The organism is Mycobacterium sp. NBC_00419 (genome assembly GCF_036023875.1).
In the GTDB taxonomy this organism is placed as follows: domain Bacteria; phylum Actinomycetota; class Actinomycetes; order Mycobacteriales; family Mycobacteriaceae; genus Mycobacterium.
The window spans coordinates 392,927-416,391 of sequence record NZ_CP107931.1; the positions used below are offsets into that span (position 1 = coordinate 392,927).

Genomic DNA, 23,465 nt, shown 5'->3' on the forward strand with positions numbered 1-23,465 from the left:
CAGAGGCGGGCAAGAATCGTGATGGTCACCAAGAGCCGGAACGCCGCCACCGACCAGTCCCCCAACCCGTTGTCGCTCAGAGGCGGGCACACATCGTGATGGTCCCCGCCTCCCGCACCTCCGGGACGACCCCGCCGTCTTAGTCCGCGGCCAGCGCCCGGGTCAGCGCACGCAATACCGCGGCGCGCCCCAATGCAACCTTGAACCCGTTCTGGCTCAACGGCACTGCACCCGTCATCGCCTGCCGCGCCGCCGCCTCCAGAACAGCCTCGTCCGGTCGCGCACCGACCAACACCGACTCTGCCGTGGGCACCCGCCACGGCTTAGCCGCCACCCCGCCCAGCGCGATCGACGCCGAGGAGATGACACCGTCGGTCAGCGCGATACCCACCGCCGCCGACACCAGCGCGAAGGCGTAGCTGTGCCGGTCACGCAGCTTGACGTACCACGAATGCGGCGCGTACGGCGACGGCGGCAACTCCACGGCCACGATCAATTCAGCAGGCAGCAGGCAGTTCTCGATCTCCGGGGTATCCCCGGGCAGGGTGAAGAACTCGGCCAACTGGACGACCCGGGAACCGTCGGGCCCATGCAGGTGCACGAGGGCATCGAGGGCCGCCAACGCGACCGCCATATCCGACGGGTTGGTCGCCACACACCGCTCGCTCGCACCGAAGATCGCGTGCTCACGGTTGAACCCGTCGCGTGCCGCGCAGCCCGACCCGGGCAGCCGCTTGTTGCACTGGCCGAATTCGGTCTGCATGAAGTACGGGCAGCGGGTCCGCTGTACCAGGTTTCCCCCGACCGTGGCCATGTTGCGCAACTGCGTGGTCGCACCGCTGAGAATGGCATGCGAGAGCATCGGATACTGGCTGCGGATCAGCGCATGGTTGGCCAGGCCGCTGTTGGTGACACCGGAACCGATGCGCACCCCGCCCGACGGTGTGGCGGTCACCGAGGTCAGCCCCAGCTGGCGGATATCGACCAGCGCGGGCGGTTGCAGCACACCGTTTTTCATCAGGTCGACGAGATTGGTGCCGCCGGCCAGGTAAGTACCTCCGCTGTCCTGCACCGAGCGGATCGCATCGTCCACCGAGACCGCATGTCCGAAGGAGAACGTCTTCACCGCGAACCCTCCGCTGCCGCGGCGATGGCCTCGACGATGTTGGCGTAGGCGCCACACCGACAGATGTTGCCCGCCATGCGTTCCCGTATCTCGTCCTCGGTCAGGGCGGGACACCCGCCCAGGGCGGCCCGCCGATCACCGTCGAAGGAGGCTGCGGACAGATCCCCGCGGGCGTGCTCGCGCAGCATCGCATGCGCCGACGAGATCTGCCCCGGCGTGCAGCAACCGCACTGGAACGCGTCGTGCTCGAGGAACGCCTCCTGCACCGGTGCGAGATCGTCACCGGCACCGATGCCTTCGATGGTCGTCACCGACGACCCGTCGACCGATACCGCCAGCGCCAGGCAACTGACGATCCGCTCCCCGTCGACGGCCACCGTGCACGCCCCGCACAGCCCGTGATCGCAGCCCTTCTTGGTGCCGGTCAACCCGAGGCGCTCACGCAGCAGGTCCAGCAGTGTGGTGCGCACGTCTACCGTCACCCGGTGGGTGGTCTCGTTGACGCTCAGCGTGATATCGCGGTCGGTGTCCATCAGTCCTCCTGCAGCAGTTGCTCGACGGTGATGGGGAGATCACGTAGCCGGCGACCGGTGGCGTGGAAGACCGCGTTGGCGACCGCGGCGGCCACGCCGCACACGCCGATCTCGCCGATCCCGCGGACACCGATCGGATCCAGCGCGAAGTCGGGCTCGTCGACGAACGTGATGTCGAAGTCCGGTCGGTCGGCGTGGGTGGGTACGTAGTACTCGCCGATCAGTTGCGCGGTCCGGCTGTCGTAGGGCACCTGCTCCAGCAAGGCCATCCCGACACCAAAAATGATGCCACCCATGACCTGGTTGCGCGCCAGAGCCGGGTTGAGCACACGGCCGCAGTCCATCACCGCGACCCAGCGGGTCACCGCCGCGCGGCCGATCTCCTCGTCGACCTCCACTTCGCAGAAGTGCGCACCGAACGACTGTGAGACCGTGTCGCGCTGATCGCCGCCGTTCACCGATGCCGTGAAACTCAACGCGTCGAGGTAGCGCGGCCCGCCTTGTGCGATCGCGTCGGCCACCGCCATGTGCGTTCCCCCACAGACGATCTCACCGCCGGTGACGGCGATCTCGCTGGCCGCGCGCCCATGGAACGGCGTCACCAGGTCGGTGCGCACGAGCTCGATCAGTCGCTGGGCCCACTGCGACGCCGCCGCGAACACGGCCGAGCCCACCGTCGCGGTGGTTTGCGAGGCTCCGCTGTACGGGGCGTCAGGGAACTCTGAGTCGCCGGAGTCGAACAAAACCTGCCCGGGCAGAAGACCGCCGGCGTCGGCGGCCACCTGGCTCATCACCGTGCGAACGCCGGTGCCGACCTCGTGGGTGGCCGACGCAAACCGCACCGAACCGTCACCAAAAGTGGTCACGCGGCACGACGCCGGCATGCGCCGGCCCGGGTATGTCGCAGTGGCCATACCCCAACCGATCCGTACCCCGCCGCTGCCCAGCGACCGCGGCGCCAGCGGCCGCTTGTCCCAGCCAAATCGCTGCGCACCCAGCTCGTAGCAGTCGAGCAGGTGCTTACCCGACCATGGCTTGCCGCTGGCCTGATCCAATTGGGCGTGGTTGCGGATCCGCAGATCCAACGGATCCATACCCAGTTCCGTGGCCAGCTCGTCGATGGCCGACTCCAGCGCGAACAGCCCCGGCGCCTCCCCGGGTCCGCGCATGAAACACGGTGTCGGCGTGTTGATCCGGGCCACCCGGTGCGACACCACCAGCCGGGGCGACTGGTAGAGGAACCTGCTGGAGAGTCCGACCGGTTCGCAGAAGTGCGCCACCGTCGAGGTTTCGGTCACCGTGTGATGTTCGATGCTGGCCAGCGCACCGCTGTCGTCGGCAACCAGCGTCACGTCCTGATAGGTCCGCGGCCGATGACCCGTCGAGGAGAACATCTGGTTGCGGGTCAGCACGAGCTTGACCGGCCGGCCGATCTCGCGGGCCGCGACCGCGCACAACACCACGTGCATCCACAGGAAGCTCTTGGAGCCGAAGGCTCCGCCGACCAGAGGCGAGATCACGCGCACGTTGGCCTCGGCAAGCCCGAAGTACGCCGCCAGCGTGGCACGCTCCCCGGTGATCCACCGGGTCGTGTCATGGACGGTAAGCGCATCACCGTCCCAGTCGGCGATGGTGGCGCTGAGTTCGATCGGATAGTGCGCGTTGAGCGGCGTCGTGTACCGGGCGTGGATACGAACCGGAAGGTCCGGCTCGTCGTGCGGACCGCGACGGTCCTGGAGCTTCTCCTCCTCAAGCTTCACGAAATGGTCGGGAAGGTAACTGCCGTAACGAATCTGGCCGTCCTTCTCGTCCGGCGGCGCGGGCTCGGACATCACCTGGTCGACATGGCGCACCGGCGGCAGGATGTCGTAGTGCAGATCGAACAGTGCTGCGGCGTGGGTGGCGTTCTCCGGGGAGTCCGCCACGATCACCGCCATGTGCTGGCCGACGTGCTGGACCGTCAGGTCCGACAGCGGCAGCCGGCGTTCAATCGGCAGGTCATAGGTCAGCTCGGTCGGCAACTGATGCAGCGCAGGACAATTCAGCGGCGTCAGGACATGCAGCACACCGGGGGCTGCCCCCGCGCGAGCACTGCTGTCCCGCAGGGATTCCGGCGTCACCGTGCCGCGGGCGACCTCGGCCTGCACGACGGCGGCGTAGGTGAGTCCGTCGACGGGGGTGTCTGCGGTGTAGCGGGCGCGGCCGGTCACCTTGTCGCGGCCCTCGACCCGTGTCACAGGAAGGCCGGTCTGGCGAGTACCCGGCGTCACGTGAACGCTCGGCCGTACTGCGGCGGATGCGGCAGCAGCGCGCGGGCCAGGAACACCGCGTCGGCCTGCCCGTCGGCGATCACCTGCTCGGCCTGCTCGGGCTCGGTGATCATCCCGACCGCGGACGCGAGGATCTGCACCTTGCCGCGCACCGCCTCGGCAAAGGGCACCTGGTAGCCCGGGCCGACCGGGATCTTCGCGTCGGGCACCAGCCCGCCGGTCGAGACGTCCATCAGGTCCACACCGAGCTCCTTCAACTGTCCTGCCAGCACGATGGAATCCGCCAGCGTCCAGCCAGGTCTCGGATCGTCGGTGTCCCCGGCAAGCCAATCGGTCGCCGACACCCGGAAGAACAGCGGCAGCTCCTGCGGCCACTGCCGACGAACCGCTGTGACAACCTCGACTGCGAACCGCATCCGGTTTTCCAGGCTACCGCCGTACCGGTCAGTGCGGGTGTTTGCTTGCGGCGACAGGAACTGGTGGATCAGATAACCGTGGGCGCCGTGCAGTTCCAACACCCGAAAGCCGGCGTGTGCCGCCCGCCGTGCCGCGTCGGCGAACGACTCGACGATCGCGCCGATCTGGGCGGTGTCGAGTTCGGCCGGGGCGGGCAGCCGCCCGAACGGCACCGGGCTCGGACCCACCGTCGGCCAGCCTTGCGGGGCTCGCGCTTCGTCGGGCCACGGGCGTCCCGTCGACGCCTTGCGGCCGGCGTGCACCAGCTGGACGCCCGGCACCGCGCCCTGCTCGGAGATGAAACCGGTGATACGCCGGAAGTTCTCGGCCTGCGTGTCATTCCACAGGCCCGTGTCATAGATGCTGCTGCGGCCGACCGGGTCGACGGCGGTCGCTTCGACCATCACCAGGGCCGCCCCGCCGACGGCCCGCGACCCCAGGTGCTGCAGATGCCAGTCGGTGGGCGAACCCATGTCCGGGCCCTCGGGAACGGCAGAGAACTGCATCATCGGCGACATCCAGGCCCGATGCGCAAACGTCACCTCGCGCACCGTCAATGGACTGAAGAGCGTGCTCATGACGCGACCCGCCGGTCGCTCCACTCGGCGTCCAGGCCCAGGAAAGCGCGTGCGGCGCGGCCCAGTGAGTCGGCTCCGGGCCCGTGCTCGGTGGCGAACCGGGCCGGCTCCGCCTCGGCCATGTCGAAGGGATAGTCGCTGCCGCAGAGGATCTTGTCGGCACCGGCCAGCCGGCCAAGCAGCGCGAGCTGTTCGTCGCCGTGAGTCACCGTGTCGAAATAGAGATCGCGGAACGACTCCACCGGCGGTCGGGCGGCGCGCGCGCTGACGTCCGAACGCGTCGACCATGCGTGGTTCCAGCGGCCGAGCAATCCCGGCGCGCACCCACCGCCGTGCACGAAACAGATTCGCAGACCGGGTAGTTCGTCGATCAGCCCGCTGAGCAGCAGCGTGGCCACGGCGGTCGCCGATTCCACCGGGTTGCCAATCAGATTGTTCAGGTAGTAACTCGACCATTCCGGGCGCGGCAGCTGCATCGGGTGGACCAGAACCGCCAGGCCCAGCCGGGCCGCCTCGGCAAGCACGTGCCGGAGCGGTGCGCTGTCCACCGACCTCCCGTCGACCAAGGGCGGAATCGCCACTCCGGCGATGCCCTCGGCACGCACCATCGCCTCGAGTTGACGGGTCACCTCTCCCGCATCGCCGAGTGCCACCATGCCCAGACCGGCCAGTCGCCCACCGGAGCGGACGACGACGTCGCCGAGCGCGGCGTTGAAATGATCGGCGTATCCAGCCGCGCCAGGAGCGTCGACGACGGGGAAGGCGAACGGTGGCGGCGACAGGACACGCACCCCGACGCCGGTGCGATCCATGTCCGCCAGCGCCGCGGTGTGGTCGCTCATCGCGTCGGTGGCGATGGATAGCGGCAGGTCACCGAGGTACAGCTGACCGGCGCGGTCGTGCATCGCCGCGTACGGCGCCCCCGGCGGGAGCCCGAACAATTCCCGCGGCAGCCAATGGGCATGGACATCGACGACGCCGTCGGCCAGCGGAGTGCGGATCATCGGGCACCGGGCTCATCGCGCGCCGAGCGGTCTAGCTCGAGGGCTGGGTTGGCGCTGTCGAGATGTTCCACAGTGGTGAACACCAGATCATCGTCGCCGATGTTCTCGATGTCGTGCAAAAGGAACTCGCCGGGGCCGAAGCGAAAGTGCCGCGTCTCGCCGGCATCGTAGGAGACTTCACGCACAGTGCCGTCATGCGTGTGCTGGCGGCTGCGCCCAGACTTGACGGCGGTCCAGAAATAGTCGAGCACATGCCGGTGGGCATGCCATCGCTCGCCTGGGGCCAGACGGATCTCCCAGACCCGGACCCGGTCGTTCTCGCTGAGCAGCCTTGAGCCGACATGACCGTCGTAGGCATGGTCGGTGAACTCCGTGCGCAGCCAGTCGGGCCAGGTCTCGAAGTCGGTGGCCACCAGTTCGCCCGCCAGCGGCAGATCGGCCAGGAAGTTGTTGTCAGACATCGATTTTCCTCTCAGGTTAGTCAGTGCCCGGGACCGTAGAGCCCGAAACGCAGGTCCGGGTCACCCGGAACCCAGGTGTTGTGGAACTGTGAGCGCTCCCCCATCTGCACCACCCGGCGCAGCAGCGCGTCGCTGAGCTGAAGCTGCGCGGGCTCCCACTTGGTGAGCGCCGACGCGATGTCGCCACCGGCCTCACCGAGAGCGGCGGCCAGGGCCCAGGCATCGGCGGCCGCTTTGGCGGTTCCGGCTGCGGCATGTGGGCGAGATGCACACGCGGCGTCGCCGATGAGCGCCACCCGCCCCTGCGCCATTCGGCCCGACCGGACATCGGAGAGCACCTGCAGATAGGGCGTCTCGGTGGCGATGACAACCTCTGCGACAGCGGGTGCGAACAATTCCGCTGCTGCAGTGCGCATCTCGGCGATGTAGCGGTCCTGCACCTGTCCTGGGTGCACCGATACCGAGCCCTGGAAACCGCGCTTGTCGATCAGCATCTCGGACAGGTCCGGGCCAGCGGGCACGTTGCGGTACCAGACATAGTTCATCAGGCGGTGTTCGACGTCCAGACCGTCTTCACCGGGTATGGGGTACATGGTGATGTGCGACTGCGGAACGACGTCGTAGGTGATTGCGTCGTCGAGCGCCTCACGGGTGCCGGCACTCAGTGCCGAACGTGCGACAGTCCCGCGCCATCCGATGTAGCCCGAGTAGCTCAACGTGGCGTCGGGGTCGAAACGCTGCCGCGCCGTCGAGGTGATCCCGTCGGCGAACACCACCAGATCAGCTGTGACACTGTCGCCGCTGACGAACCGCACGGTCGCCCGGTCATCATCCTGGCTGAATCCGCAGGCGTACTCGCCGTAGTGGTAGTGCTCGGTACCGAAGTCGGCGAGCAGCGCGCGGTAGAAGGTCCCCCACGAGGTGTAGGTCCACGTGGCCTCCTCGCGGTGCACCACGCCGCCGTCGCGCTGCAGGTACTGCACATAGGAGGTTCGGGTCTGCAGGTCGGCGAGGTCCTGGTTGCTGCGCTCGGCGAACCAGCGCACCGTATCCGGTTGCAACACGATGCCGCTTCCGCGACCGTCCAAGGCTGTCGGCGTGCGCTCGTACATATCGACCCCGAATCCCAGATCCCGCAACAGCAGGGCGGCGGTCAAGCCACCGATGGATCCGCCGATGACGACGGCCCTCGCGCTGGCGTATTCGGTCATGAGTGGCTCTTCTCAGCGCGGTGGACGGTGGGCTCGATGACGGGATCGGCGGGCATGGGTGCGCCTCGGGTCTCGGCCGCGAATGCCAGGCCGACAACGGCGACCAGACCCAGCGCCGACACCCAGGCGGTGGCTTGGCCCAGGTTGCCGCCGAACCATGTCGTGGCGATGACACCGGCGCTCAACGGTCCCAGGGCGGTGACGTAGCGGCCGACGCTGTTGCACACCGCGAGAGCGGTCGCCCGCACGCTGGGCGGGAAGAGTTCCGGGGCGTAGATGAACGTGCCGGAGAGCGCGCCGAAGAGCCCGAATCCCAGCACCGGCATGGCCATCAGGAATTCGAGATAGCCGCGGTCGAACGGGAACGTCCACACGATGCCCACTGCCGAGACCAGGAAACTCATCAGAAAGGTCTTTCGGCGGCCGATGCGGTCGGCGATGAATCCCCAGGAGGCGTAGCCGACGATGCCACCGGCGTTGAACAGCATGGCCGCGACGGCGACCCGGTGATCGGCCAGGGCCGCCGGCAGATTCGCCGCCGCAGTCAGCTGCCGAATGATCTGCGGGTACCAGGTGGACACACTCCAGAAGGCGATCAGCGCGCCGGTGGCCAGTGCGGTGCAGACCAGCATCGGCCGACGCAGCGGCGGGGCGAACAACCGCCACAAGACGAATCGGTCGTGGACTGTGCTGGCGCCCTCGGCCTTTCGCCGGCGCCGTGAGTCGAGGTGGGCGCTGATCTCGGGTGGTTCTGGCACGAACCGCCGGATGAACCAGACCACCAGCGCGGGAAGACCGGCCAACATCATCATGGCCCGCCACCCCTGGCTGCCTATCAGTGCGTAGGCGCCGGCAGCGGCGAAGAACCCGGCGGCGTAGCCCGACATCATCACCCCACCGGCTCGGGCCCGGAACCGGTTTCGCCACGTCTCGGCAATCAATGCCGCTCCGACCGGGGCTTCGACACCCGACCCGAGACCCGCGATGAACCGCAGGATCCCGAGCTGCCACCAGTTGTCGGCGAACGCCGCCGCGGCACTGAACACTGCATAGGTGAGGATGCCCGCCGAGAGCACCCGGGTACGGCCGAAATAGTCGGCGAGGATGCCGAAGAGGATGCCGCCGGTCGCCCACCCGGCCAGGAACAGGGCCATCGTCAGACCGCCGTACATCCCGATCGTCGCGCGGGTGGCGTCGATTCCGCTGTGCGGCAACAGTTCGGTCATGGCGGGACCGAGGACCAGGACGTACAGGCTGCCGGCGAAGCCGTCGAGCCCCCACCCCAGCGTGGTGCCAGCCAGCACCAGCCATTGTGTTCGGGTGATCTCCCGGTGCCAGCCGGCGCCCGTCCCGGGCGGTTGCGCGGTCGTGCTTGCCATCGAATTCCCCTCACTGCGTTGTGGTTTGGTCATGCCTGGTCAGTTCAGGCGCTCGGTCTGGTGGTCGCCGTACCAGTCGACCGGCTCGGTGGCGGTGCGCACGACGATGGTCTTGACCCAGGAGAAGTCGTCGAACGATTCGGTTCCGGCGTCCTTACCCATTCCGGATTCCTTGACCCCGCCCCACGGCAGTGAAGGCTCCAGCCGGTGGTGGTCGTTCACCCACACCATCCCGGCGACGATGCGCTCAGCCACCCGGTGCGCCCGGGCGACGTCCGTCGTCCACACTCCGGCGCCCAGCCCGTAGCGGTTGTCGTTGGCCATCCGCACAGCGTCGGCTTCGTCGTCGAATGGGATTACGACGGCGACGGGTCCGAAGATCTCCGTCGTCGCTACCGCCATGTCCATGGTGGCGTCGGAGAGCACCGTCGGCTGCAGAAAGAACCCTGCCTGCAGAGGCAGTGGGAGGTCAGGGATACCGCCACCCGCGGCCAACCGGGCGCCTTCGGCCAGTCCGGAATCGATCAGAGCGCGGACCTTGTCGCGCTGGGTGGCGCTGATCAGCGGTCCCATCTGTGTGCCGGGCAAGCTGGGATCTCCCAGCCGGATCGTGCGGGCCCGGGCGGCGAGGGCCTCGACGAATTGGTCGTAGATCCTGCGATGGACGAGGAACCGAGAACCGGCAACGCAGGATTGGCCGGCAGCGACGAAGGCGGCGAAGGCCGCACCCTCCGCAGCGGCGACGGGATCCACATCGTCGAAGACCACTATCGGGGTCTTGCCGCCCAGTTCCGCGGTGACGCGGGCGAAGCGTGCGGCCGTCGCGACCGCAGCGGCACGACCGGCTTCCGTGCCGCCGGTTAGCGTGATCTTCGCGATGTCGGGGTGTGTGGTCAGCCGTTCGCCCGCGGGTCGGCCGCCGGTGACGACGGTGAACACGCCGTCGGGAAGTCCTGCCTCGGCGAGGATCTCAGCGAGCGCCAGCGTGGTGAGCGGCGTCAGCTCGGACGGTTTCACTACGACGGTGTTGCCGTTGGCCAACGCCGCCGACAGGCTGCGGGCCAGGATCAGCATCGGATGGTTGAACGGGGTGATGATTCCGCACACGCCCAACGGAAGCCGCTGCTGGTAGGTCAGATACGGTCCATCGCCTGGCAGCACAGCGCATCGCTGCGCTGCCAGTAGGCCGGCGTTGTAGCGGAACCATTCCGGCACGCGGGACAGCTGCGCCCTGGTCTCGGTGATCGGACGCCCGTTGTTCTTCGCCTCCAGCGTGTACAGCTTCTCACCAGCCGCCTCGATGGCATCGGCTATGCGCAGCAACAACTTTCCGCGCTGGCTACGCGTCATCTCCGGCCAGGGTCCGGCCTCGAAGGCGGCGCGGGCCCGGGTGACCGCCAGATCCACGTCGCCCGAGCAGGCTTCGGCGACCGCGGCGATGACCTCACCGGTCGACGGGTTCACGATGTCGCGAACCGCCGGAATGTCGGCCGCGCGGGCGGGCAGTCCGGGCGCGGTCGGGGCGCTGGCAGAGCTCATGAGGTCCTCGCATCGGGGGTCGGATCGGGTGGTCGGTGTTCGGTCGACCGGGTTTGCACTTGATATGAGTGTGGTCACACCGGGGATGGTCATCAATGTCTGCCAAGACATACTTTGGAGATTTCAGTGTGTCTGCGAACACCACATGAGGCAGACTGACAGGCATGGTCGATGCACGGGAAGCTCAGCGGCCTGGCGTGGAGTTGCTGACCTGGCTGGATGCTCTTGGCGTTCTGAGCGCCGCCGCAGCGACCGACAAAGACCTCGGACAGGTGCTCACCCTGGTCGCCGACACAGCCAGGAAGCTGCTCGGATTCGACTTCTGTGGCGTGCTGGTGCCCGACCCGACACACCAGCGGCTGCGCATCGCCGGGTGGAGCGGGTTGTCCGACGACTACGTGCAACGGGTCAACTCCGACCGGCTGATCCAGCTGGACAGCGCCTCGCCGTCGAGTCGTGCGTTCCATACCGGCACCGCAGTGGCGATCCGCGATGTGACAGCGGAGCCGGAATTCGGACTGTGGGCCGAGATCGCCCGCGAACAGGGCTACCGTGCCGTCATCTCGGTCCCCCTCATCGCCCGCGACGAGGTGCTGGGGACACTCAACGGCTACTACGCCCCGGTTCACACCTTCACCCAGCACGCCGTGCAGCGAATGATGTTGCTGGCCAACCACGCCGCCATCGCCGTGACCTCGGCCAGGCGGCTCGAGGAATTACGCGCGCTCAACGTCTCACTGCTCGAACAGCGCGACATGTTGCGGCGCTCCGAACAAATCCACGAACGGTTGCTCGGTGTGACGCTGCGATCCGGCGGCCTGGACGGCATCGCCGCGACACTTCGCGAGCTGCTCGGCAGGCCGGTGCTCATCGACGACGCCCGCCACGTCGTGCTCGCCGGCGCCCACGCGCACTTTCCCGACGCCGCCTGGCGGGCAGCGGCCGTGGGTGACGACGACGCCGGTTCAACACCGGTGGCCGTCGGAGACGATGACACCACGGGACGCTGGTACGTCAGCGCCGTTCAGCTGGGTACCGAGACCGTGGCGCGAATCTGGTTCCCTGGCAACGACTCCCCCGTCGGCGCCATCGACTCACGCGCGGTCGAACACGGGTCCCTGATGGTGGCACTGGAGTTGCTCCGAGCGCGCACGGCGGACGAGGTCGAACACCGGTTGCGCGGGGAGTTGCTCGCCGATCTGCTGGCCAGCCGGACAGCACCGCCGGAGGCCCTGCTGATGCGCGCCGGACGACTGGGCCACGACCTCACCCTGCCGCACACGGCGGTGGTCGCAGCGCTGACCACACCGGGTGGACAGTCTGAGCCCATGCTGTACGAGCGGGCGCTGTCCCACGTCGCCAGGTTTGCAGCTGACTACCACCCCCGGCCGTTGGTCGCCATGCATGCGGGCCACATCGTTGTGCTCTGGCCGCCGGCCGATCCGGCCGGTGGCGTCCCGGTGCCGGCGACGGTGCTGCACACTCTGCAGCTCGCCGTCCCTGGCGTGGCAGTGGCCCTGGCGGTGTCCGAGCCCTGCGCGACCTACCGGGAGTCCTACCGCATCGCCAAGGGCGCGCTGGAGATCGCGCTGCGTTCGGGGCGCACCGACACCGTTGTCACAGTGGCTGATCTAGGGATCCTCGGGCTGCTGCTGCAGATCGACGACCCGGCCACATTGCGGGAGTTCGCGTTACGCACGCTGGGTCCAATCGTGGACTACGACACCGACCACCACACTGAACTCGTCGCGACGCTACGTGCCTACATCGCGTGCCGCCGAGACCGGGCTGCCACTGCCGCCGCCCTGATGATCCACCCCAACACCGTGGCCCAGCGGCTGCGCCGGGTCGAAAAGCTGTGCGGTCGGGATGTGGACGACCCGACAGCGATCATGCACTACACCGCGGCGATGACGGTCTATGACCTAGCCGATGCGTCCTGAGCTCTGCGCACGCTGGGCTCGGGCGCTCTGGTAGAGGCAAATCGCCGCAGCAGCAGCCACATTGAGGCTCTCGGCACCACCCACCATGGGGATGTTCACTCGATGATCGGCCATGGCGGCGATCTCCGCGGACAGGCCGTGCGCCTCCGGGCCGAGCACCCAGGCAGTCGGTGCGGCCAGCACGGGATCGGCGTCGTCCAGACTCAGCTCACCGTCGAGCGTCGTCGCCAGCACCTGCAGGCCCACCGACCGCAACCGCGACAACGCCGCATCGACGGCGGGTTCGACCACCACCGGAATGGTGAAGATGCTGCCCGCAGAGGACCGCAGACACTTGCCGTTGTACGGGTCGACGCTGTGCCCGGCGACGATCACCGCCGCCGCGCCCATGGCATCGGCCAGCCGGATCAGCGTGCCCGCGTTGCCCGGCTCGGATATCTCGACGGCGACGACCAGCAGCCCCGGCTTCTTCGTCAGCACATCGCCGAGATCGGTCTCCGGAAGCCGGCACACGGCAACCAGTCCCGAGGGAGTCACGGTCTCCGATAACGCTTTCGCGGCTCGCTCGGTCACCTCGTGGACGGCGAGGCCGGTCAATAGCCCGGCGTGACGCTGCGCGGCGGCCTCGGTGGCGAACACCTCGAGCACCAGCCCGCTGCGCGCCGCGGCCTCGACCAGATTGGGTCCTTCGGCCAGAAACTGCCCAGCACGACGACGCCCGGTGTGGCGCTGCAGTTTTACTGCAGCCACCACCCGGGCGGATCGTTCAGTCAGTGCCGCTGACAGGGGTATGTCAGGCGGCTTCGCCGGAAGGAACGTTGACGTCCTCCGGAAGGGCGGCCTTGGCGACCTCGACCAGCGCGGTGAACGCAGCCGGATCGCTGACGGCGATCTCGGCGAGGTTCTTGCGGTCGACCTCGACACCGGCGGCCTTCAAGCCCTGGATGAGCCGGTTGTAGGTGATGTCGTTGGCGCGGGCGGCAGCGTTGATCCGGGAGATCCACAACTTGCGGAACTCGCCCTTGCGGGCACGGCGGTCCCGGTAGGCGTAGGTCAACGAATGCAGCTGCTGCTCTTTGGCCTTGCGGTAGAGCCGCGAACGCTGCCCGCGGTAGCCCTTCGACGCCTTGAGTACTGTGCGCCGCTTCTTCTGGGCGTTGAGTGCGCGCTTCACGCGTGCCATGGGGGTGTTCCTATTCTCGTTCGGTCAAAAGGGGGTTACGGCGCTCAGCCGTTCAGCATCGCGTTGACACGCTTGGTGTCGTTGGCCGCCACGACGGTGCGACCGTCGAGCCGGCGGGTCCGCTTGCTCGGCTTGTGCTCGAGCAGGTGGCGACGGTTCGCCTTCTGCCGAACGATCTTGCCGGTGCCGGTCTTGCGGAAGCGCTTGCTGGCCCCGCTGTGAGTCTTGGCCTTAGGCATGTGTCCTCAGTTCTGGTCGTTGTCAGTTTTCGGTGGGAGCGTCAGGCTCTGGGGCGGGCTCTGCCGCCGGCGCTCCGATCGTCTGTTGCGCCGCCTTGGCACGAGTCTTCGCGCCGCGATGCGGTGCCAGCACCATCGTCATGTTGCGACCGTCCTGCTTGGCCGATGTCTCGACGAAACCGTGGTCGGCTACGTCTGCGGCCAGCCGCTGCAGGAGCCGGTACCCAAGTTCGGGCCGGGACTGTTCGCGGCCACGGAACATGATCGTCACCTTGACCTTGGACCCGGCTTCCAGGAAGCGGATGACGTGACCCCGCTTGGTCGCGTAGTCATGCGGGTCGATCTTGGGGCGAAGCTTCTGTTCCTTGACGACGGTCTGCTGCTGGTTCTTGCGAGACTCGCGCTCCTTGAGTGCCGTCTCGTACTTGTACTTGCCGTAGTCCATGATCTTGCAGACCGGAGGTCTGGCATCTGGGGCCACTTCCACAAGGTCGAGATCGGCATCCGCGGCGACGCGGAGGGCGTCTTCGATGCGCACGATGCCTACCTGCTCGCCACCCGGTCCGATCAAGCGGACTTCGGGAACGCGGATGCGCTCGTTGACGCGTGTCTCAGTGCTGATGGGGCCTCCCTGGTTAGCGTTTCTGGGCTGACCACCCGCGACGTGACACAGCGGGATCAGCCGTGGGGATACCACGCCACCAGCACTCTGTTCCATCGAACAGAAAAGCCCTGCATATAGCAGGGCCCAATGCCGACCGATCACGGCTCTACGCCGTCTGCGAACCCGCAGAACAGATACCCTTCGGTATCTGTGACCGGACCGCGTGGCCTTCGGACATGTCCGCGGCCGGCGGTGGGAGTGGGACTCCACTTGCTGTCCCTGGCGTACGCCGGGACGGTCGTGCATGCCAGTCTAACAGGCATGACGGATTCCCCTAGCATCCGCGACCTGGCTGACATCCCGGCCGTGGAGGTCATCACCCGGGCCGCGGTCATGCTGATGAGCGCAGCCGCCGAGAAACTCGGTCTCGCCGACTCCGACCCGGATGCCAGCGACCACCGCGACCTCGACGAAGCGCGCCGGCTCATTACCGCCCTCGCGGGTCTGGTCACCGCCTCGGCGGAGTACCTGGGCCCGCATGCGGGTCCGGTGCGCGACGGGCTGAAGACTCTGCAGCTCGCCTTCCGGGAAGCCAGCGCCGCCCCCGAGGAACCGGGCAGCGGTCCTGGCGAGAAGTACACCGGCCCGGTCTGGTAGCGGTGCAGGCATTTCGCAGGACAACCGCATATCCTCGCGGCCTATGACCGTCACCACGAGTCGGCCAACCGCACGCTTCCACTGGGTGCCCGCCGCAGCCGGATGGCTCATCGGCATCATCGCGACGTTGTCGCTGCTGTCGAGTGTCTCGCCGCTACTACGGCACATCATCAAAGTGCCGCGCGAGTTCATCAACGACTACATCTTCAACTTCCCGGACACCAGCTTCGCGTGGGCGTTCGTGCTGGGATTGCTTGCCGCCGCACTCGCCGCCCGCAAGCGCATCGCCTGGTGGATCCTCGTGTTTTACATGGCGGCGGCGGCGGTGTGGAACGTCGTCGACCTGCTCACCGGCAAGGAGACGGCGGCCGTCGACGTCGGCGAGGTCATCGGCGTGGTCTTCCACGTCGCGTCGATCGGCTTCCTGCTGCTGGCCTACCGGGAGTTCTGGGCCAGAGTCCGCCGCGGCGCGTTGCTCAAGGCGGCGGCCACCCTGGTCGCCGGCATGGCGATCGGCACCTTCATCGGATGGGGCTTGCTCGAATTCTTCCCGGGCACCCTGGCCCGCGAAGACCGATTCTGGTACGCCCTCAACCGCGTCGGCGCGTTCGCCGGCGCCGGTGCCGACGCCTTCACCGGGCATCCCCACGTCTTCGTCAACGCGCTGCTCGGCTTGTTCGGGGCGCTGGCCCTGATGGTGGCGGCCATCGTGCTGTTCCAGTCCCAGCGGGCCGAGAACGCACTCACCGGTGAGGACGAATCGGCGATCCGGGGCCTGCTGGAGGTCTACGGCAAGAACGACTCCCTGAGCTACTTCGCCACCCGCAGGGACAAGTCGGTGGTGTTCGCCCCCAGCGGCCGGGCGGCGATCACCTACCGCGTCGAGGTTGGGGTGTGCCTGGCCAGCGCCGACCCGATCGGTGACCCGCGCGCGTGGCAGCAGGCCATCGCCGCGTGGCTCGGGCTGTGCCAGGACTACGGCTGGGCGCCGGGCGTGATGGGCGCGAGTTCCACCGGGGCACAAGCCTTTCGCGAGGCCGGGCTCAACGCCCTGCAGCTGGGCGACGAGGCCATCCTCTACCCGGACAAGTTCCACCTGTCCGGCTCGGACATGCGTGCGGTGCGCCAGGCCGTCACCCGGGCCCGCCGGGCCGGGCTGACCGTGCGGTTGCGCAGGCATCGCGACTTCTCCGCCGAGGAGATGGCCGCGGTGATCAAGCGCGCCGACACCTGGCGCGACACCGAGACCGAACGAGGCTTCTCGATGGCGCTGGGCCGCCTCGGTGACACCGCCGACGGCGACTGCCTGCTGGTCGAGGCCGTCGCGGCTGATGGATCCGGCGGGCAGGAGCCAAGCGACTCGGGGACAGGCGAAGTGGTGGCGATGCTGTCGCTGGTTCCGTGGGGCAACAACGGGCTGTCACTGGACCTGATGCGCCGGTCACCACAGTCCCCCAACGGCACCATCGAACTGATGGTCAGCGACCTGATGCAGAACGCCGAAGACATCGGTGTGAGCCGGGTGTCGCTGAACTTCGCGATGTTCCGTTCGGCGTTCGAGCAGGGCGCCCAACTGGGTGCCGGCCCGGTGGCGCGGCTGTGGCGGGCGCTGCTGGTGTTCTTCTCCAAGTGGTGGCAGCTGGAGACCCTGTACCGCTCGAACATGAAGTACCTGCCGGAGTGGGTTCCGCGCTACGCCTGCTACGAGGACGCCCGGTTGGTTCCCCGGGTCGGGGTGGCCTCGGTGATCGCCGAGGGCTTCCTGGTCCTGCCGTTCTCCCGGCGCGCCAAACAGCACACCGGCCACTACTCGGCGGTCCCGCACGACCTGGCCGCCAGCGGCAGGTTGCACGCCGACGGCAGCGCACCCGACGTCGACAGGCCACTGACCGAGGGCACCGCAGACACCACACCCCGGCTGCCCGATCAGGTCCGGGTCCGGATGGCCAAGCTGAAGGCGTTGCAGGACAGTGGCATCGATGCCTACCCGGTCGGCACTCCCCCGAGCCACACGGTGGCTCAGGCGGTCGCCGAAGCCGACGATGTCACCCTGACCATCGCCGGGCGCATTCTGCGCACCCGCGACTACGGCGGCGTGGTGTTCGCCGTGCTACGGGACTGGTCGGGTGATGTGCAACTCCTGCTGGACAAGTCGACGCTCGACGGCGCTGCCGAGGATTTCGCCGGCGTCGATCTCGGCGACCTTGTCGAGGCCGGCGGCCACATGGGGTACAGCAAGAACGGCACCCGTTCGCTGATCGTGCAGCAGTGGCGGCTGATCGGAAAGTGCTTGCGGCCCTTGCCCGACAAACGCAAGGGCTTGCAGGACCCCGAGGCCAGGGTGCGCGCCCGGTACGTCGACCTCGCGATCAACCCGGAAGCGCGCGATCTGATCAGGGCCCGCAGCAACGTACTGCACTCGATCCGGGAAACCTTGTTCGCCAAGGGTTTTCTGGAGGTCGAGACGCCGATCCTGCAGCAGATCCACGGCGGGGCCAACGCCAGGCCATTCGTCACCCACATCAACGCCTACGATCTCGACCTGTATCTGCGCATCGCCCCTGAGCTCTACCTCAAGCGGCTCTGCGTCGGCGGTGTGGAGCGGGTCTTCGAACTGGGCCGGGCGTTCCGCAACGAAGGCGTCGACTTCAGCCACAACCCGGAATTCACCCTCCTGGAGGCCTATCAGGCGCACGCCGACTATCTGGTGTGGATCGATGGTTGCCGCGAGCTGATCCAGAACGCGGCGATCGCCGCCAACGGATCAGCCGTGGTGATGCGGCCCACCGAAGGCCCTGCAGGCGACGACGGAAAGCTCCAACCCGTCGACATCTCCGGGACCTGGCAGGTCAAGACCGTGCACGGCGCCGTGTCCGAAGCCCTTGGCGAACAGATCGACGCCCAGACCGAACTGCCGGTCCTGCGCCGCCTGTGCGACGCGGCCCAGGTGCCGTACCTGACGCATTGGGATGCGGGCGCGGTGGTTCTGGAACTCTACGAGCGGCTGGTCGAGGAACGCACCGAAGCGCCCACCTTCTACACCGACTTCCCGACATCGGTGTCACCGCTGACCCGGCCGCATCGCCACACGCCAGGTGTCGCCGAGCGGTGGGATCTGGTGGCCTGGGGTGTCGAGCTGGGCACCGCCTACAGCGAACTCACCGACCCGGTGGAGCAGCGCCGCCGGCTGCAGGAGCAGTCGCTCCTGGCCGCTGACGGCGATCCGGAGGCGATGGAGCTCGACGAGGACTTCCTGCAGGCGATGGAGTACGCCATGCCCCCGACCGGCGGAATGGGTATGGGCGTCGATCGTGTCGTCATGCTGATCACCGGCCGAAGCATCCGCGAGACGCTGCCCTTCCCGCTGGCCAAGCCGCGCTGACCGACCGAAATTGACGCTCGCTCACCGCTTCCTCACAGCGACCTTCAAGGAAGCTTGGTCACCATAGAGCGGTGACACCTTCGACGACGATGGTCGCCGACACGCTCCTTGCGGACCCGGCGAGTCCGTTCCACCAACGCATTTCGTTGATGCACGGCTGGGTGCCGTTGGCCGCCCAGATCGTCGCCGGCGTCGTGCTGATCCTCGCGGTGGGCTGGCGATCCCGGCGCTGGCGCCTGCTGTGGCTGCCCGTCGCCGCAGCGGTGGGCGCCCTGCTCGCCGGATACACGTACTGGAACATCGCCGACAACGGACTGTCCGGCGATCCCGCTCCCCGGCAGTTGTGGGTGTGGATCGGGGTGACCGGTCTGGCCCTTACGGTGGCGGTCGTGGGCTGGCGCGGTGCGCGCTGGTGGCGGCGCAGCATGTCGGTGCTGGCGATCCCGCTCTGCGTGTTGTGCACCGCGCTGATGCTCAACCTGTGGGTCGGGTATTTCCCCACCGTGCAGACCGCCTGGAATCAGCTGACCGCGGGACCACTGCCCGATCAGACCGACCGCGCCACCGTGACGGCGATGGTGGCTCACCACGCCATCCCGGCCACCGGTACGGTCGTGTCGGTCAGCATTCCCGCCGATGCGTCGCACTTCAAGCACCGCAACGAGTGGGTCTACCTGCCGCCTGCCTACTTCGCGACCGACCCGCCGCCGGCGCTGCCCACCGTGATGATGATCGGCGGCGAGTTCAACACACCCGCCGACTGGATGCGGGCGGGCAATGCCATCAAGACCATCGACGAGTTCGCGGCCGCCCATCGCGGTAACGCGCCGGTGTTCGTCTTCGTCGATTCCGGTGGCTCGTTCAACAACGACACCGAATGCGTCAATGGCCCCCGCGGCAACGCCGCCGACCACCTCACCAAAGACGTGGTGCCCTATATGGAGTCGAACTTCGGCGTCAGCAAGGACCGTGCCCACTGGGGCATCGTCGGCTGGTCGATGGGCGGCACCTGCGCCGTCGACCTGGCCACCATGCATCCCGACATGTTCAGTTCGCTCGTCGACATCGCCGGCGACTTCGCCCCCAACTCCGGCACCACGACGCAGACGATCGACCGGCTCTTCGGCGGTGACGCTGCGGCGTACGCGTCGTTCGACCCGGCCACGGTGATCACCAAACATGGCCCCTACCAAGGAGTGTCGGCCTGGTTCGCGATCTCGGGCAACCCGTCGAACACCCCGACGGCACCGCAGACCATCAACGTCGGGGCGTCCGGGCTGGGCGGGCGCGACGCCAACCCCAACCCGGGTGACCAGACCACCGCGGCCAATACGCTGTGCGGGCTGGGCAGCGCCGACGGCATCAACTGTGCGGTGGTGGCCCAACCGGGCAAGCACGACTGGCCGTTTGCGGCGCGGGTGTTCACCGCTTCGCTGCCCTGGCTGGCTGGCCAGATCGGCACACCCGGGGTGACACCGCGGGCCCTGCCGGGGCCGCCCGCAGGCCCGCCCGGGCCGGTGACGATCGCCGCGTCGGCCGGTCCACCGCCGCTGCAAGCCGCCGTGCGGTAACCCGGCGGGCACGCCGCCCGCCGGGGGTACGGTGACTGCTATGGCCGACGACTACATCCCACGCCACGCCAAACCCGAGCCTGAGCCGGCCACCGCGCCGCCGGCGGCCCCGGTGCCTGCCCCTGCGCCTGTCGCAGACACCGGCTACACCACCGACGGTGTGCCGACGTTCGACTCGGTGCGCGAGAAGATCGAAACTCGGTACGGAACCGCCCTGGGCTCAGCGGAATTGGACGCCGAGACACCGGAGGGCCGCAGCATCGACGAGCAGTACGAAGCCCGGCAGCGAGCAGCACACGACAAGCTCGAAGAGATCCGCGCCTCGATGCGCAAGCCGGCCGACGGCTGAGCCGCCCGGCGTTCTCGGCTAGGCGCTGACCTTCCGCCGCCTGGTGGTCCGCTTCGGTGTGGGCGTCGCCAGTACCTCGGCGAGGAACTTGCCGGTATAGCTTTCCGGGACGGCGGCAACGTCTTCGGGCGTGCCCTCGGCGACGACGGTGCCACCTCCGGCACCACCTTCAGGACCCATATCGATGAGCCAGTCCGAGGTCTTGATGACGTCGAGGTTGTGTTCGATGACGATCACCGAATTGCCTTTGTCGACAAGACTGTTGATGACCTTGAGCAGTTTGCGGATGTCCTCGAAGTGCAGGCCAGTGGTGGGTTCATCGAGAATGTAGACCGTCCGGCCGGTGGAACGCTTCTGCAGCTCGGAGGCGAGTTTCACGCGCTGGGCTTCGCCGCCGGACAGCGTCGGCGCCGGCTGACCCAGCCGCACGTACCCTAGCCCGACGTCGACGAGGGTGCGCAGATAGCGGTGGATGCTGGTGATCGGCTCGAAGAACTCCGCGGCATCCTCGATGGACATGTCGAGCACCTCGGAGATCGTCTTGCCCTTGTAGTGCACCTCGAGGGTCTCGCGGTTGTACCGGGCCCCCTGGCACACCTCGCACGGGACGTAGACATCCGGAAGGAAATTCATCTCGATCTTGATGGTGCCGTCACCGGAACAGGCCTCGCAGCGGCCACCCTTGACGTTGAACGAGAACCGGCCGGGCTGATACCCGCGGACCTTGGCCTCGGTGGTGGCGGCGAACAACGTCCGGATCTTGTCGAAAACCCCGGTGTAGGTGGCCGGATTGGACCGCGGGGTACGCCCGATTGGAGACTGGTCGACACGGACCAGCTTGTCGACGTGTTCGAGCCCGTTGATCCGGGTGTGCCGGCCGGGAACCTGGCGGGCACCGTTGAGCTTGTTGGCCAGCACCGAGGCCAGGATGTCGTTGACCAGGGTCGACTTACCCGAGCCCGACACCCCGGTCACCGCGGTCAGCACCCCGAGCGGGAAGGCGACGTCGATCTCGCGCAGGTTGTGCTCGCGCGCGCCGACCACGGTCAGCTGTCTGCGGCGGTCGGTAGGCCGGCGAGTGGCCGGCACGTCGATCCGCTGCCGGCCGGACAGATACGCGCCGGTGATCGACTCGGGGTTCTTCAGCAGGTCCTGATACGAGCCGCTGTGCACGACACGGCCACCGTGCTCGCCGGCGGCCGGGCCGATGTCGACCACCCAGTCCGCATGCGCGATGGTGTCCTCGTCGTGTTCGACGACGATCAGCGTATTACCGAGATCCCTTAGCCGCGTGAGGGTTTCGATGAGTCGGCGATTGTCGCGCTGATGCAACCCGATCGACGGCTCATCGAGCACGTAGAGCACCCCGACCAGACCGGAACCGATCTGGGTGGCCAGCCGGATGCGCTGGGCCTCACCGCCGGACAGAGTGCCAGCGGCGCGGGCCAGGGACAGGTACTCCAGGCCCACATCGAGCAGGAAGCCCAGCCTCGACTGAACCTCCTTGAGTACCTGGCCCGCGATCGCCTGCTCGCGCGTCCCGAGGGTGAGTTCGTTGAGGAAGTCCGAGCAATCCGCGATCGACAGCTCACAGACCTCGGCGATCGACTTCGCCCCATGCTCCCCCGCGGCCAGTGTCACCGCCAGGATTTCCGGCTTGAGGCGGGTGCCGTCGCAGACCGGGCAGGGCACGTCGCGCATGAAGCCCTCGTAGCGCTCCTTCATCTGCTCGGACTCGGTCTGTTCCATCCGCCGCTGCAGGAACGCCATCACGCCTTCGAAGTCCGCGTAGTAGGAGCGGGTGCGCCCATAGCGGTTCTTGTAGCGCACGTGCACCTGCTCGTCGCAGCCCTCCAGAATCGCCTTGCGCGCCTTGAGCGGAAGTTTGCGCCACGGGGTGTCGGTGTCGAACCCCAGCGCCTCCCCCAGACCCGACAGCATGCGGGTGAAGTACTCGGCGTTGTGGCCCATCGACCAGGGCGCCACCGCACCCTCGGCGAGGGTCAACTCCGGATCGGGTACCACCAGATCCGGGTCGACCTCCTTGCGAATGCCCAGGCCGCTGCATTCCGGGCAGGCGCCGTAGGGCGAGTTGAAGGAGAACGACCGCGGTTCGAGATCGTCGACCGCCAGCGCGTGCCCGTTGGGGCAGGCGAGCTTCTCGGAGAACCGCTGTTCGCGGTGCGGGTGGTCATCCTCACGGTCGACGAACTCCAGGACCACGATTCCGTCGGCCAGAGTCAGCGCCGTCTCGACCGAATCGGTGAGGCGCTGTTTGGCGCTGGCCTTGACCGTCAACCGGTCGATGACCACCTCGATGTCGTGCTTCTCCTGCTTTTTCAGCTTGGGCGGGTCGGTGAGCGGGTGAACCACCCCGTCGACCCGGACCCGGCTGTAGCCCTGCGTGTTGAGCTTGTCGAACAGGTCGACGAATTCGCCCTTGCGGGTGCGGACGACCGGGGCGAGAACCTGGAAGCGGGTGCCCTCCGGCATGGCCAGCACCTGGTCGACGATCTGCTGCGGGGTCTGCCGGGCGATCCGCTCGCCACACACCGGGCAGTGTGGGGTGCCGGCCCTGGCATAGAGCAGACGCAGGTAGTCGTAGACCTCGGTGATGGTGCCGACCGTCGAGCGCGGGTTGCGGTTGGTGGACTTCTGGTCGATCGACACCGCCGGGGACAGACCTTCGATGAAGTCGACGTCGGGCTTGTCCATCTGGCCCAGGAACTGACGCGCGTAGGCACTCAGCGACTCGACGTAGCGGCGCTGGCCCTCGGCGAAAATCGTGTCGAACGCCAGCGACGACTTGCCGGATCCGGACAGCCCGGTGAACACGATCAGGCTGTCGCGGGGCAGGTCAAGGTCAATGCTCTGAAGGTTGTGCTCGCGCGCGCCCTTGACAATCAGCCGGTCAGCCACCAGCTCCCCTTCCTGCGGGTTTTCTGGGCACCCGACACATCGCCCCCATGCTATGTCGCCC

At 67.7% G+C, this 23,465-nt stretch carries 19 protein-coding genes; 5 read left to right on the forward strand and 14 right to left on the reverse strand.

Translation table 11 applies throughout. From position 1 onward, the window contains the following. Positions 1–139: 139 nt before the first annotated feature. The 9 genes from OG976_RS01910 to OG976_RS01950 are packed head-to-tail and all read right to left on the reverse strand — an operon-like array spanning position 140 to position 10,557. Positions 140–1,126: an FAD binding domain-containing protein gene (locus tag OG976_RS01910; RefSeq protein WP_328357146.1), complete on the reverse strand. Its 987-nt coding sequence runs from the start codon at positions 1,124–1,126 to the stop codon at positions 140–142. Further along, the gene (locus OG976_RS01915) at positions 1,123–1,659 is read right to left on the reverse strand and encodes a (2Fe-2S)-binding protein (protein ID WP_328357149.1); all 537 of its coding nucleotides are present in this window, start codon (positions 1,657–1,659) and stop codon (positions 1,123–1,125) included. Before OG976_RS01915 ends, OG976_RS01910 begins: the two co-directional genes overlap by 4 nt. Then, positions 1,659–3,896: a xanthine dehydrogenase family protein molybdopterin-binding subunit gene (locus tag OG976_RS01920; RefSeq protein WP_328357151.1), complete on the reverse strand. Its 2,238-nt coding sequence runs from the start codon at positions 3,894–3,896 to the stop codon at positions 1,659–1,661. The genes OG976_RS01915 and OG976_RS01920 overlap by 1 nt, the downstream gene beginning before the upstream one ends. Before the next feature lie 29 nt (positions 3,897–3,925). Then, positions 3,926–4,963: an NADH:flavin oxidoreductase/NADH oxidase gene (locus OG976_RS01925; protein WP_328357154.1), complete on the reverse strand. Its 1,038-nt coding sequence runs from the start codon at positions 4,961–4,963 to the stop codon at positions 3,926–3,928. Continuing rightward, on the reverse strand, positions 4,960–5,967 hold the full coding sequence (locus OG976_RS01930) for an amidohydrolase family protein (protein WP_328357157.1): 1,008 nt from the start codon (positions 5,965–5,967) through the stop codon (positions 4,960–4,962). Before OG976_RS01930 ends, OG976_RS01925 begins: the two co-directional genes overlap by 4 nt. Continuing rightward, positions 5,964–6,428 carry a hypothetical protein gene (locus OG976_RS01935; protein ID WP_328357160.1) on the reverse strand — a complete coding sequence of 155 codons (465 nt, stop codon included), beginning with the start codon at positions 6,426–6,428 and terminating at the stop codon, positions 5,964–5,966. Before OG976_RS01935 ends, OG976_RS01930 begins: the two co-directional genes overlap by 4 nt. A gap of 20 nt (positions 6,429–6,448) precedes the next feature. After that, positions 6,449–7,639 carry an FAD binding domain-containing protein gene (locus OG976_RS01940; RefSeq protein ID WP_328357163.1) on the reverse strand — a complete coding sequence of 397 codons (1,191 nt, stop codon included), beginning with the start codon at positions 7,637–7,639 and terminating at the stop codon, positions 6,449–6,451. Further along, positions 7,636–9,018, reverse strand: a complete 1,383-nt coding sequence (locus OG976_RS01945) for an MFS transporter (protein ID WP_328357166.1) — start codon at positions 9,016–9,018, stop codon at positions 7,636–7,638. The genes OG976_RS01940 and OG976_RS01945 overlap by 4 nt, the downstream gene beginning before the upstream one ends. Positions 9,019–9,057: 39 nt before the next feature. After that, complete coding sequence (locus tag OG976_RS01950; RefSeq protein WP_328357169.1) at positions 9,058–10,557, reverse strand: aldehyde dehydrogenase; 1,500 nt, start codon at positions 10,555–10,557, stop codon at positions 9,058–9,060. Positions 10,558–10,721: 164 nt separating this feature from the next. Between OG976_RS01950 and OG976_RS01955 the strand changes: the two genes are divergently transcribed. After that, positions 10,722–12,500, forward strand: a complete 1,779-nt coding sequence (locus OG976_RS01955) for a helix-turn-helix domain-containing protein (protein WP_328357172.1) — start codon at positions 10,722–10,724, stop codon at positions 12,498–12,500. On the opposite strand, the gene OG976_RS01960 is transcribed toward OG976_RS01955, so the two are convergent. From OG976_RS01960 to infC, 4 genes are read right to left on the reverse strand one after another with little or no spacing between them, the layout of a single operon-like run. Further along, entirely contained in the window at positions 12,483–13,274 is a 792-nt protein-coding gene (locus OG976_RS01960) for a TrmH family RNA methyltransferase (protein ID WP_328363046.1), read from the reverse strand. The two genes, OG976_RS01955 and OG976_RS01960, sit on opposite strands and share 18 nt — an antisense overlap. Positions 13,275–13,293: 19 nt before the next feature. Next, positions 13,294–13,683, reverse strand: a complete 390-nt coding sequence (gene rplT, locus OG976_RS01965; protein WP_328357175.1) for a 50S ribosomal protein L20 — start codon at positions 13,681–13,683, stop codon at positions 13,294–13,296. Positions 13,684–13,727: 44 nt separating this feature from the next. Next, the gene (rpmI, locus tag OG976_RS01970; protein ID WP_328357178.1) at positions 13,728–13,922 is read right to left on the reverse strand and encodes a 50S ribosomal protein L35; all 195 of its coding nucleotides are present in this window, start codon (positions 13,920–13,922) and stop codon (positions 13,728–13,730) included. A gap of 22 nt (positions 13,923–13,944) precedes the next feature. Continuing rightward, the gene (infC, locus tag OG976_RS01975; RefSeq protein ID WP_167109057.1) at positions 13,945–14,544 is read right to left on the reverse strand and encodes a translation initiation factor IF-3; all 600 of its coding nucleotides are present in this window, start codon (positions 14,542–14,544) and stop codon (positions 13,945–13,947) included. A 303-nt stretch (positions 14,545–14,847) separates the two neighbouring features. On the opposite strand from infC, the gene OG976_RS01980 reads away from it, so the two are divergent. The 4 genes from OG976_RS01980 (at position 14,848) to OG976_RS01995 (ending at position 20,485) form a co-directional block, all read left to right on the forward strand. Beyond that, entirely contained in the window at positions 14,848–15,183 is a 336-nt protein-coding gene (locus OG976_RS01980) for a DUF1844 domain-containing protein (RefSeq protein ID WP_328357181.1), read from the forward strand. 43 nt (positions 15,184–15,226) lie between these two features. Continuing rightward, on the forward strand, positions 15,227–18,565 hold the full coding sequence (gene lysX / locus OG976_RS01985) for a bifunctional lysylphosphatidylglycerol synthetase/lysine--tRNA ligase LysX (protein WP_328357184.1): 3,339 nt from the start codon (positions 15,227–15,229) through the stop codon (positions 18,563–18,565). 89 nt (positions 18,566–18,654) lie between these two features. Beyond that, the gene (locus tag OG976_RS01990) at positions 18,655–20,136 is read left to right on the forward strand and encodes an alpha/beta hydrolase (protein ID WP_328363056.1); all 1,482 of its coding nucleotides are present in this window, start codon (positions 18,655–18,657) and stop codon (positions 20,134–20,136) included. A gap of 40 nt (positions 20,137–20,176) precedes the next feature. After that, positions 20,177–20,485, forward strand: coding sequence for a PspA/IM30 family protein (locus tag OG976_RS01995; protein WP_328357187.1), 309 nt, complete (start codon positions 20,177–20,179; stop codon positions 20,483–20,485). Positions 20,486–20,503: 18 nt separating this feature from the next. On the opposite strand, the gene uvrA is transcribed toward OG976_RS01995, so the two are convergent. Continuing rightward, positions 20,504–23,404: an excinuclease ABC subunit UvrA gene (uvrA, locus tag OG976_RS02000; RefSeq protein ID WP_328357190.1), complete on the reverse strand. Its 2,901-nt coding sequence runs from the start codon at positions 23,402–23,404 to the stop codon at positions 20,504–20,506. Between the last annotated feature and the right edge of the window lie 61 nt (positions 23,405–23,465).

Coding starts and splice junctions, on each gene's coding strand:
- OG976_RS01950 (WP_328357169.1), bottom strand. CDS start 10,557: ATGAGCTCTGCCAGCGCCCCGACCGCGCCCGGACTGCCCGCCCGCGCG.
- OG976_RS01980 (WP_328357181.1), top strand. CDS start 14,848: ATGACGGATTCCCCTAGCATCCGCGACCTGGCTGACATCCCGGCCGTG.
- rpmI (WP_328357178.1), bottom strand. CDS start 13,922: ATGCCTAAGGCCAAGACTCACAGCGGGGCCAGCAAGCGCTTCCGCAAG.
- OG976_RS01995 (WP_328357187.1), top strand. CDS start 20,177: ATGGCCGACGACTACATCCCACGCCACGCCAAACCCGAGCCTGAGCCG.
- OG976_RS01915 (WP_328357149.1), bottom strand. CDS start 1,659: ATGGACACCGACCGCGATATCACGCTGAGCGTCAACGAGACCACCCAC.
- OG976_RS01990 (WP_328363056.1), top strand. CDS start 18,655: ATGGTCGCCGACACGCTCCTTGCGGACCCGGCGAGTCCGTTCCACCAA.
- OG976_RS01955 (WP_328357172.1), top strand. CDS start 10,722: ATGGTCGATGCACGGGAAGCTCAGCGGCCTGGCGTGGAGTTGCTGACC.
- lysX (WP_328357184.1), top strand. CDS start 15,227: ATGACCGTCACCACGAGTCGGCCAACCGCACGCTTCCACTGGGTGCCC.
- OG976_RS01925 (WP_328357154.1), bottom strand. CDS start 4,963: ATGAGCACGCTCTTCAGTCCATTGACGGTGCGCGAGGTGACGTTTGCG.
- rplT (WP_328357175.1), bottom strand. CDS start 13,683: ATGGCACGCGTGAAGCGCGCACTCAACGCCCAGAAGAAGCGGCGCACA.
- OG976_RS01940 (WP_328357163.1), bottom strand. CDS start 7,639: ATGACCGAATACGCCAGCGCGAGGGCCGTCGTCATCGGCGGATCCATC.
- OG976_RS01930 (WP_328357157.1), bottom strand. CDS start 5,967: ATGATCCGCACTCCGCTGGCCGACGGCGTCGTCGATGTCCATGCCCAT.
- OG976_RS01945 (WP_328357166.1), bottom strand. CDS start 9,018: ATGGCAAGCACGACCGCGCAACCGCCCGGGACGGGCGCCGGCTGGCAC.
- OG976_RS01935 (WP_328357160.1), bottom strand. CDS start 6,428: ATGTCTGACAACAACTTCCTGGCCGATCTGCCGCTGGCGGGCGAACTG.